The sequence below is a fragment of the Cobetia sp. genome (assembly GCF_983723665.1).
On the sequence record NZ_CFDJES010000092.1, the window covers coordinates 1 to 10530 of the forward strand.

The window sequence follows — 10530 nt, forward strand, 5'->3', positions numbered from 1 at the left end:
AATCGTCCCCGCGCCGTCATCCTGATGTGCCTGTCGGCGATCTCGTTCGCGCTGATGGGGGCGATGGTCAAGCTGAGCGGCGACCTGCCGCTGTTCGAGAAGGTCTTCGTGCGCAACCTGGTCAGTCTCGGCGTGGCGGTGGTGATGGTGCGCATGGCGGGCGCGCGCCTGCTGGGCCACTGGCATCACCAGCCGATGCTGATGGCGCGGTCACTGATCGGCCTCGGCGGCGTGATGAGCTTCTTCTACGCCATCGATCATCTGCTGCTGGCAGATGCGACTATTCTGAATAAGCTATCGCCGTTCTTCGTCAGCCTGTTCGCCGGTCTCTTCCTGGCCGAGCGCCTTGGTGGCTGGCGGCTGGTCGGCATGCTGGTCGCCTTCTCTGGCGCGGCGCTGGTCATCAAGCCGCAACTGGCATTTGCCGAGGGCGGGGTGGAGGCATTGTTGCCCGCCATGGTCGGGCTGGGTTCGGCAATGCTGGCGGGGGCGGCCTATACGCTCATCCGTGCGATGAAAGGGCGCGAGGCCTCGGCGACCATCGTGCTGCATTTCTCGCTGGTCTCCAGTGTGGTGACATTGGTGCCGATGTTGATGAATCCGGTGATGCCGAGCGGCCCTCAGGCGCTGGCCTTGCTGGGCATCGGCATCTTTGCGGCCGGCGGTCAGATTCTGATGACCACCGCCTATCGCCTCGCACCGGCGGGGGAAGTGTCGATCTATTCCTATCTGACCATCGTGTTTTCGGCACTGGCGGGCTGGGCCATCTGGGGGGAGGTGCCGGATATCGCCAGTCTGATCGGCTTCGTGCTGATTGCCGGTGTCGCATTGATCGGCTGGCATGCCAGTCGCGTTGCGGGTAGGGTTGTCTGACTCACCATCCCCAGGATGCTGTCAGAATCAGCGCACGGATTGTTCGCTCGCCGGGCATCAATCCGTGCGATACTCGTGTTCCCCGAGCGAAACATCAGTACATCTTCCGATGGTGGGCTGCTTTGTTAAACGCACGTTTTATGGGGTAACATGCCAGAAAATAACGGCGATTGTTGACCGGCCAGGAAGGTCGGTGATGATCACCATCGGGGTTTTGGAGGAGACTCAATGGCCTTTGCCCAGAAGTTCATCGTTGCAGACGATCACCCGCTCTTTCGTGCCGCACTGACCCAGGCGCTTAGACAAGTCGCCTCTCAGGCGGAGATCGTCGAGGCTGACAGCATGGAAGCGACCAACGAAGTCGTTGCCCGCCATCCCGATGCCGACCTGATCCTGTTGGACCTGCACATGCCGGGAGCCCACGGCTTCTCCGGTCTGATCCAGTTGCGTGGCCAGACACCGGACATCCCGGTGGCGGTCGTGTCCGGTAGCGAGGAGCCCTACGTGGTGCGCCGCGCCATCGATTATGGGGCCTCCGGCTTCATTCCCAAGTCCGCCAGCCTCGACGTCATCGCCGAAGCCATCGGCGAGATCCTCGAAGGTGAGGTCTGGCTGCCGACGGACATCGCCGAGGCCATGGGCGAGTCTTCCGAAGATGAATCGCGCTTCGCCGAGGCGATCGCGTCACTGACGCCGCAGCAGTTCCGCGTGCTCAACATGCTGACGGAAGGTCTGCTCAACAAGCAGATCGCCTATGAGCTGAATGTGTCCGAGGCCACCATCAAGGCCCACGTGACCGCCATTCTGCGCAAGCTGGGCGTGCATTCGCGCACCCAGGCCGTCATCGCGGCCCAGCGTCTGGAAGTCGAGCCGCCGAAAGTCCGCTCCTGATCCTGCGTCAGCGCTTGAGCTGAGGCTCTCCTCGAGAGTCTTGCCTTCAAGCCACAAAAAGCCCGCCCTGTCGCTGACAGGGCGGGCTTTTTGCGTCATGGATAAAAGAGTTAAGGACGAAAGAGCGACAGGCCAGCCCGCCTGATCAGGGGGCTGGGTCATCCGTCGCGGCGTCGGGGGCATCACTCGCGCCACTGGTGTGCTTCTCGGCGCGGTTGGCCTGCAGGGTGCGCGTCAGCAGCGCACGCAGCGCGGCGGGCCGCACCGGCTTGAGCAGCAGGTGATAGCCCGCACGGCGCACTTCCTCGGCGACCTCATCGGTGCGGTCAGCGGTGATCACGATGCCCGGCACCGAGCCCGCCAGACGTTCATCCAGCGCATCCAGCGCCATCAGGCCAGTCACCTCGTTGTCGAGGTGGTAGTCGGCGAGGATGGCATCCGGATCACCATCCAGGTTGCGGATCACCGACTTGGCGCCGCCGATCGAGGTCGCCGTGAATACCTCGCAACCCCAGCCGGACAGCATCGCCTTCATGCCCTCGAGAATCAGGCTCTCGTTGTCGATGCACAGGACGCGAGTGCCGGTCAGCTTGTTGCCGGCGCGCTTGCGAGCCGGCACGGCATCCGGCAGCTCGGCCGCCGGCAGCTCCTTGCTGATCGGCACGCTGACGGCGAAGACGGTGCCGATGCCGACCCAGCTGCGCACCGTGATCGGGTGGTCGAGCACCCGGCTCATGCGTTCGGCGATCGACAGCCCCAGGCCGAGCCCCTTCTCGCTTTCCTTGTGACGCTCGGTCTGATCGAGGCGCCGGAATTCCTGGAAGATCTCGGTCAGCTTCGACTCGGGAATGCCGGGGCCGGTGTCCCAGACCTCGATGCGAATGCGATCGCCCAGACGGCGGCAGCCCAGCAGCACATGGCCCTGGCGGGTATAGCGCACCGCGTTGGAGAGGAAGTTCTGCACGATGCGTCTGAGCATCTGGCCGTCGGAATCCACCGCCAGCTGCGTCATCACCACTTTCAGGTCCAGTCCGCGGTCTTCCGCCATCACCTCGAACTCGGCCTTGAGCGGCTTGAGGATGTCGGAGAGGCGGAACACGCTGCGGCGTGGCGCCAGTGCCCCGGCATCCAGCTTGGAGATGTCGAGCAGGGTGCTGAGCAGTTCCTCGGCGGCCTGCAGCGAGTTGTCGATGTGATTGGTGGTGGTCTTCATCTCGCCTTCGACCTGCTGGGCGAGGGCAGAGGTGAACAGGCGCGCCGCATTCAGTGGCTGCAGCAGGTCGTGACTGGCCGCGGCCAGGAAGCGTGTCTTGGAGGCGTTGGCATCCTCGGCCAGCTGCTTGGCCTGACGCAGTGCCTGCTCGGCCTCGGCGCGCACGCGGTTCTCGGTGCGCAGGGCCTCGTTGACCTGTGACAGCTCCTGGGTACGCACGCGCACGCGCTCCTCCAGGTTCTCGTTGGTCTCCTTGAGGGCGATCTCCGCCAGGCGTCGCTCGGTGATGTCCTGATAGAGCGCGAAGAAGCCGAGGATGTTGCCCTTGGTGCTGAAGTGCGGCGTATAGGTGACCAGCATGTAGCGCACACCGCCTTCCGGGGCTTCCAGCGAGATCTCGAAGGAGACCCGCTCACCGGACAGCGCGCGCGTCATCCACGGCGCGCGTTGGCGATAGATGTCTTCTGGCATCGCCTCTTCGGCGGGCTCGCCGATCACGGCGGTACGGTCGATGCCCATCACCGCTTCATAGGCACGGTTGGTGAAGAGGTAGCGACACTCCTTGTCGAAGTAGGCGATCAGCGCCGGCACGTTGTCGGTGTAGATGCGGATGTTGTTTTCCGAGCGGATCAACGCCTCTTCGGTGCGCTTCTGCTGGGTGATGTCCTGATAGGTGTAGACGAAGCCGCCACCGGGCATCGGGTTGCCCTGGATCTCCATCACGCTGTCATCCTGGCGATAGCGCACGTAGCGGTGCGGCTCGCCGTTGCGGATGGCATCCAGCAGCTGGTCGACGTGTTCTTCGGGGTCGCCCGGGCCGTATTCGCCGTTGTGGGCGTTGTAGCGGAAGATGCGATCGATCGGCGCACCGACCCGGATCAGGTTGTCAGGGAAGCGGAACATGTCCAGGTAGCGCTGGTTCCACACCACCAGGCGCATGTGCTGGTCGACCACGCTGATGCCCTGGTGGATGTTCTCGATGGTCGCCTGCAGCAGGGCGCGATTGAATTCGAGCACCTGCGAGGCTTCATCGACGATGGAGATGACATCCGAGATGCCGATGCCGCGACCCTGCAGCGCCGAGTTGACGACGATGCGTGCCGAGGAGGCGCCGAGTACCGAGGCCAGGAAGCGTTCGGTGAACTGGATCAGGTCGATGGAGGCGCGTGCATGCAGCTCCAGCGGCTGGCCACTGCGGCGCGCGTAGTCCTCGAAGGCGCGCTCGACCTGCTCGTGGCTCAGGAAGCGTTCGCACAGGACGCGCAGGTCCGAGACGGAGGTGGAGCCGGTCCAGGGGCGCGAGACGCTGGTCTGGCGGGTCTCGACACTGTCGACGAACAGCGAGGCCTGGATGCGCTCGACCACGCGCTGCGGCGTCATCTGCGAGACGAAGATGTAGCAGAACAGGTTCAGGCCGAGCGACAGCATCACGCCGTGGGTCAGCGGGTCATTGAAGCGGAAGCCGAACAGGCCATGCGGCGACAGCCAGTCGATGCCCAGCGGCCCTTGGTTGACGATCTCGGCCGGCATCAGACCCGCCTGTGCCAGTGCCGGCACGAGCAGGGTCCAGGCCCAGACCGCGAAGCCGACATTCAGGCCGACGATGACGCCGAGGCGGTTGCCACGCTTCCAGTAGAGGCCACCCATCAGCGAGGGCGCGAACTGGGCGACGGCGGCAAACGACAGCAAGCCGATGGCCGAGAGGGTGCTGTATTCGGCGATCAGCAGATAGAAGCCGTAGGCCAGCGCCAGGATCATCACGATGGTCAGACGGCGCGCCAGCAACACGATATGGCTGTAGTCGCGTGCCTCGGTATCGAACCAGCGCAGGCGGAACAACAGCGGAATCACGATCTCGTTGGAGATCATGATCGAGACCGCGACGGCGGCGACGATCACCATGCCGGTGGCGGCGGAGAAGCCGCCGATGAAGGTCAGCAGGGTCAGCCAGGTCTGGTCCGCTGCCATCGGCAGCGCCAGCACGAAGCTGTCCGGTGACACCGAACCATCGGGGAACATGGTCAGGCCGGCGGCGGCGATCGGCAGCACGAAGAAGGAGATGGCGACCAGGTAGATCGGGAACATCCAGCGCGCACGCCGGGCGTCATCGTGGTGGGTGTTCTCGACCACCGCGACGTGGAACTGACGCGGCAGGCAGAAGATCGCCAGCATCGCCAGCAGCGTCTGGGCCCAGAAGCCGGTGCCGAAGGTCTGGGTCTCCAGCTGCTGTTGCAGCTCCAGATAGGTATCGGCCTTGGTGAACAGGTCGCCCAGGCCATTGAACATGCCCCAGGTGACATAGACGCCCAGGGTCAGGAAGGCGACCAGCTTGACCAGCGATTCGAAGGCGATCGCCTGCAACAGGCCGACATGGTGCTCGGTGGCGTCGGTGTGGCGGGTGCCGAACAGGATGGCGAACAGCGCCATGATCGCCGCGACATAGAAGGCGGTATCGCCCAGCCAGGCGGTCCGCGTGACATCGCTGGTGTCGGTGAGTACCTGATAGGCACTCGAGACGGCCTTCAGCTGCAGGGCGATGTAGGGCAGGGTGCCGACCAGGGCCACCAGCGAGGCGAACACCGCCAGCGACTGCGTCTTGCCGTAGCGCGAGGCGATGAAGTCGGCGATCGAGGTGATGTTCTGGCGCTTGGCGACCCGAATCATCTTGAGCAGGATCGGCCAGAACAGCAGACAGGCCAGAATCGGCCCGATGAAGATGCTCAGATAACTCCAGCCGCTGGTCGCGGCCTGCCCGACGCTGCCGTAGAAGGTCCAGCTGGTGCAGTAGACCGCAAGCCCCAGACTGTAGACCGCTGGGCGCCGATTCGGCGACCCGTGTTTCTTGGCGTTGCGATCCCCCCGCCATGCAATCGTGAACAGCACCGCGATATATGCGAGTGCCACTGCGATCAGCCACCAACCCTGGAACATGTCGCTCTCCTCTCTGGAAGCGCCATTCTACGCAGCCCCGCCACGAGTCCCAAGCACTGTGCATGACAGACTCAGCGTCTTGAGCGTCGTGGGGAAGAGGCTGTGTCATCCATTACCATGCAGATGCCTCGCTGGCTGCGCTCAAGAAGCGGTAAATGGCGTCTGCACAACGGGCCTATTTGCCGGCATCGGCCAATGTCATGCGCGCAATACGCCGAAGCTTTCGCCGATCATTCTTCGCCCATTTGGCCAATAGACCAAGGGATTGCATCTTTAGGATATGAATCAACTTGTTGATTTCAAATGAATTGCATCGTTCTCAACTTTGCTCCATCAGGGGTGGCTGACATTCTCGACTAAAGTCAGCCTGCAGCGTTGCAGGGCCTTGTCTACTGTCAGATTCGAGTTGCCAAGTTTCCTGTCATGCCTTGAAAGGCGCAGGAAATACCCATCAACCGCCGAGAAAGGATCATCCGCTGACGGGTGGTCATCGATCTCCGGATCGCCAATCACTCCACTTCGCCAATCACAATAACAATGCGAGAACACCATCATGAAGGAAGCGAATGCCAAGGCGTATTGGTCCGCCAATATCAAACTGATCATGGGCTATCTCGTGGTCTGGTTCGTGGTGTCCTATGGATGCGGGATATTGCTGGTGGACGTGCTGAACAACATCCAGTTCTTCGGTTTCAAGCTGGGCTTCTGGTTTGCGCAACAGGGGGCGATCTACTTCTTCCTCGCGCTGATCATTCTGTATGCCCGTTCGATGAACAAGCTCGATGAGCGCTTCGATGTTCACGAGCAATGAGTCAGTGACACGCCGGGCACAGGCCGCTCGTCGTGACGCGCCGTTGTGTGAATAAGAACAATATGATCGACATCGCCAAGGACACTGCCAATGGATGTTCAACTGCTGACCTATCTGTTCGTGGGCGCGTCATTTGCGCTCTATATCGGGATCGCGGTGTGGTCGCGCGCCGGTTCCACCAAGGAATTCTATGTCGCCGGGGGTGGCGTTCACCCCATCGCCAACGGGGCAGCGACCGCCGCTGACTGGATGTCGGCGGCCTCGTTCATCTCGATGGCGGGCATCATCGCCTATGTCGGCTATGACGCCTCCGTCTACCTGATGGGCTGGACCGGCGGCTACGTCCTGCTGGCCATGCTGCTGGCGCCGTATCTGCGCAAGTTCGGCAAGTTCACGGTGCCGGACTTCGTCGGTGACCGTTACTACTCCAGCGTCGCGCGCACCGTGGCGGTGGTCTGCGTCATCTTCATTTCCTTCACCTATGTCGCCGGTCAGATGCGCGGTACCGGCATCGTCTTCGCGCGCTTTCTCGAGGTGGACGTGAACGTCGGCGTGGTGATCGGCATGGCGATCGTCTTCTTCTATGCGGTACTCGGCGGCATGAAGGGCATCACCTATACCCAGGTGGCCCAGTACTGCGTGCTGATCTTCGCCTTCCTGGTGCCGGCGGTGTTCCTGTCGATCATGATGACGGGCCACGTGCTGCCGCAGACCGGTTTCGGCGGCACCCTGGTCGATGCCCAGGGCAATGACACCGGCGTCTATCTGCTGCACAAGCTCGATCAGGTGGTGACCGATCTCGGCTTCCGCGAGTACACCGAGGGTTCCAAGTCCACCATCGATGTCTTCTTCATCACCGCCGCGCTGATGTGCGGTACCGCGGGTCTGCCCCACGTCATCGTGCGCTTCTTCACGGTGCCGACGGTCAAGGATGCGCGTATCTCCGCCGGTTGGGCGCTGTTCTTCATCGCACTGCTCTACACCACTGCGCCGGCCGTGGGTGCCTTCGCGCGGGTGAATCTGGTCGAGACCGTCAACGAGACGGCCTATGAGGAGCTGCCGGGCTGGTTCTACAACTGGGAGAACACCGGGCTGATCGGCTGGGTCGACAAGAATGGCGACGGCATCATCCAGATGCGTGGCGGTGATCCCTTCGCGGGCAAGCCGAGCTACGAAGGCAGCGCCGACAGCCAGGCGGCCCGCGGTGAGTACGGTCAGCGTCTGGTGAGCAACACGCCCACCGACAACGAGAGCGAGGTCTACATCGACCGCGACATCATCGTGCTGGCCAACCCGGAGATCGGCAACCTGCCGGCATGGGTCATCGCACTGGTGGCGGCAGGTGGGGTGGCGGCAGCACTCTCGACGGCGGCCGGTCTGTTGCTGGTCATCTCGTCGGCCATCTCGCATGACCTGCTCAAGAAGACCTTCAAGCCTGATATCAGCGAGAAGCAGGAGCTGATGGCGGCACGCATGGCGGCGGCCGTGGCCATCGTGATCGCCGGTTACTTCGGTATCAATCCGCCAGGCTTCGTGGCGCAGGTGGTGGCCTTTGCCTTCGGGCTTGCGGCATCGAGCTTCTTCCCGGTCATCCTGCTGGGGATCTTCTCCAAGCGCATGAACAAGGAAGGTGCCATCGCGGGCATGCTGGTCGGCCTGGTCTTCACCTTCAGCTACATCGTCTACTTCAAGTTCATCTCGCCGGAACTCAACAGCGCCGAGAACTGGTTGCTGGGTGTGTCGCCGGAGGGGATCGGCTCGCTGGGCATGGTGCTCAACTTCGTCGTCGCGGTCATCGTCTGCAAGATGACCCCGCCGCCGCCCGAGCACATCCAGCATATCGTCGAGGACATTCGTGTTCCGCGCGGGGCCGGAACAGCAGTGGATCACTGATTCAGGCAGCAGGGCCTGTTCGCGCAGCACGCAGCATCGGCGCGAACAGGCCCCCGTTTCCCGAAGCCCCGTCTTGCACCTGCAGGCGGGGCCTCGTGGTTTGAGGGCTCGTGCATCGATCAGCGCTGCACGCGCATAGGGGAGTCGCTGTCATGCAAGCGTCACTGGTGGATATCGCGTTCGAGGAGCCGCCGTTCAGTCTGCTGGATGAGCGTCTTCGGCAACGGCTGGCCGAAGGGGTGGACCTTCACTATTTCGAGGCGCTGGCGCAGCCGCTGGTGCCGGGGGCCGTCGGTGAGGCGGTCTACATCATTCACAAGGGCGAGGTGGCGGAACTGGCCGCCGATTCGGCACTGCCGGACGCCGCCACGCTCGACAAGGCGCAGCGCGAGGGGCTGGATGCCTGGGTCAGTCTGCGCATCGGTCATTACACCGCGGGGGACCTGTTCGGGGCGCTGACGCTGCTCAATGGCCATTGCCGCACCCGTTTCGTCTGCGAGCAGGAGACGCTGTGCTATCAGCTGCCCGCACAGCTGTTCTTCTCGCTGTGCGATGAGTGTCCTGCCTTCGGTGAGTACTTCCAGCACAGCCTGAGCGACAAGGCGCGGCTGTTGGCGGCGCAGCGTGACACCCGTCAGGGCGCGAGTCGCGACCAGGCGGGCTTCATGCTGGCGCGGGTGATGGACTGCATGCGTCCGCCGCTCAAGCTGGCGGCCAGCGCCAGTATCGAGCAGGGCGTCAAGGCCATGCAGACGGCAGGGGCGGACAGCCTGATCATCACTGTCGAGGGGCGTCAGGGCGTGGTGACGCGCACGGACCTGCTCAATGCGCTGGTGATCCAGGGCTTGGCTGCCAACCATCCGCTCGCCTCGCTGGGCAGCTTTGCGCTGGTGGCGGTCACGGCGGAGGAGTATCTGTTCCAGGCGCTGGTGCAGATGACCCGCCACCGGGTCGCGCGGGTCGTGGTCAAGGAGCGCCTGACGCCTGACGCGGCGGTCGTCGGGGTCATCGAGCTGACCGACGTGTTGGGGTTCTTCTCCAATCGCAGTCAGCTGGTGAGTCTCGAGATCGAACGCGCCTCTGACATGGTGGCGCTTGAGCAGGCCAGTGCGCGTCTGCCGGAAATGGTCAGGGCGCTGGCGATGCAGGGAGTCCACATGCGCCATGCGATGGCGCTGTTGAGTGCGCTCAACGGACGCCTGATCGAGCGCACCTTCGCCATGCTGGTGGCGGAGGAGCACCGGGCCTCGAGTTGCCTGATGCTGATGGGCAGCGAAGGGCGCGGCGAACAGATCCTCAAGACCGATCAGGACAATGGGCTGATCATCGCCGATGGCCACCAGTGGCCCGAAAACGAGGACACCCTGCAGCGCTTCAGTGACGCCCTGGCGGGTCTCGGCTATCCACCATGCCCGGGCAACATCATGGTCTCCAATCCGGAGTGGGTCGCCACCGAGTCGCGCTGGCGCGGCAAGATCGCACGCTGGTGCGCCGGACGCGATGGCGAGGCGCTGATGAATCTGGCCATCGTCTTCGATGCGCGCGCCAGCGGCGGCAATGAAGCGCTGGTCGACAGCTTGCGCGGCCACCTGGTGCGTCACGCCACGCGCGATGAGCTGCTGCTGTCGCACTTCGCGCGCCCGGCGCTGCATTTCTCGACCCCGCTGACGCTGTTCGGCTCCTTGCGCTCGCCGCGACACGGCATCGATATCAAGAAGGGCGGCATCTTCCCCATCGTGCATGGCGTTCGCACCATGGCGCTGGAACGCGGAGTGATGGCCACCGGCACCTTCGCGCGGCTTGAGGCGCTGGTCAGTGATGGGCGTATCGAGGCCAGCGACAGCGCTGACCTTGCCGAGGCGTTGTCCCTGTTTGCCGAGTTGCGTCTGCGCCAGCAGCTGCGCCATCTGGAAGAGGA

The 10530-nt window shown here is 63.4% G+C and carries 6 protein-coding genes; 5 read left to right on the forward strand and 1 reads right to left on the reverse strand.

What is annotated here, in order from left to right; translation table 11 throughout:
• Positions 1-873, forward strand: an 873-nt coding sequence (locus tag AC4FAH_RS10110; RefSeq protein ID WP_490245974.1) for a DMT family transporter, incomplete at its 5' end; no start/stop codon positions are given.
• A gap of 228 nt (positions 874-1101) precedes the next feature.
• Complete coding sequence (locus AC4FAH_RS10115) at positions 1102-1764, forward strand: response regulator (protein ID WP_043333788.1); 663 nt, start codon at positions 1102-1104, stop codon at positions 1762-1764.
• A 145-nt stretch (positions 1765-1909) separates the two neighbouring features.
• On the opposite strand, the gene AC4FAH_RS10120 is transcribed toward AC4FAH_RS10115, so the two are convergent.
• Positions 1910-5908, reverse strand: a complete 3999-nt coding sequence (locus AC4FAH_RS10120; RefSeq protein WP_153636534.1) for a hybrid sensor histidine kinase/response regulator — start codon at positions 5906-5908, stop codon at positions 1910-1912.
• A 553-nt stretch (positions 5909-6461) separates the two neighbouring features.
• Here AC4FAH_RS10120 and AC4FAH_RS10125 point away from each other — a divergent pair.
• From AC4FAH_RS10125 to AC4FAH_RS10135, 3 genes are all read left to right on the forward strand, one after another.
• Positions 6462-6719 carry a DUF4212 domain-containing protein gene (locus AC4FAH_RS10125; protein WP_043333789.1) on the forward strand — a complete coding sequence of 86 codons (258 nt, stop codon included), beginning with the start codon at positions 6462-6464 and terminating at the stop codon, positions 6717-6719.
• A 90-nt stretch (positions 6720-6809) separates the two neighbouring features.
• The gene (locus tag AC4FAH_RS10130) at positions 6810-8612 is read left to right on the forward strand and encodes a sodium:solute symporter family protein (RefSeq protein WP_054556853.1); all 1803 of its coding nucleotides are present in this window, start codon (positions 6810-6812) and stop codon (positions 8610-8612) included.
• Between the two features lie 152 nt (positions 8613-8764).
• A partial coding sequence (locus tag AC4FAH_RS10135) for a DUF294 nucleotidyltransferase-like domain-containing protein (RefSeq protein WP_490245975.1) occupies positions 8765-10530 on the forward strand: 1766 nt, incomplete at its 3' end.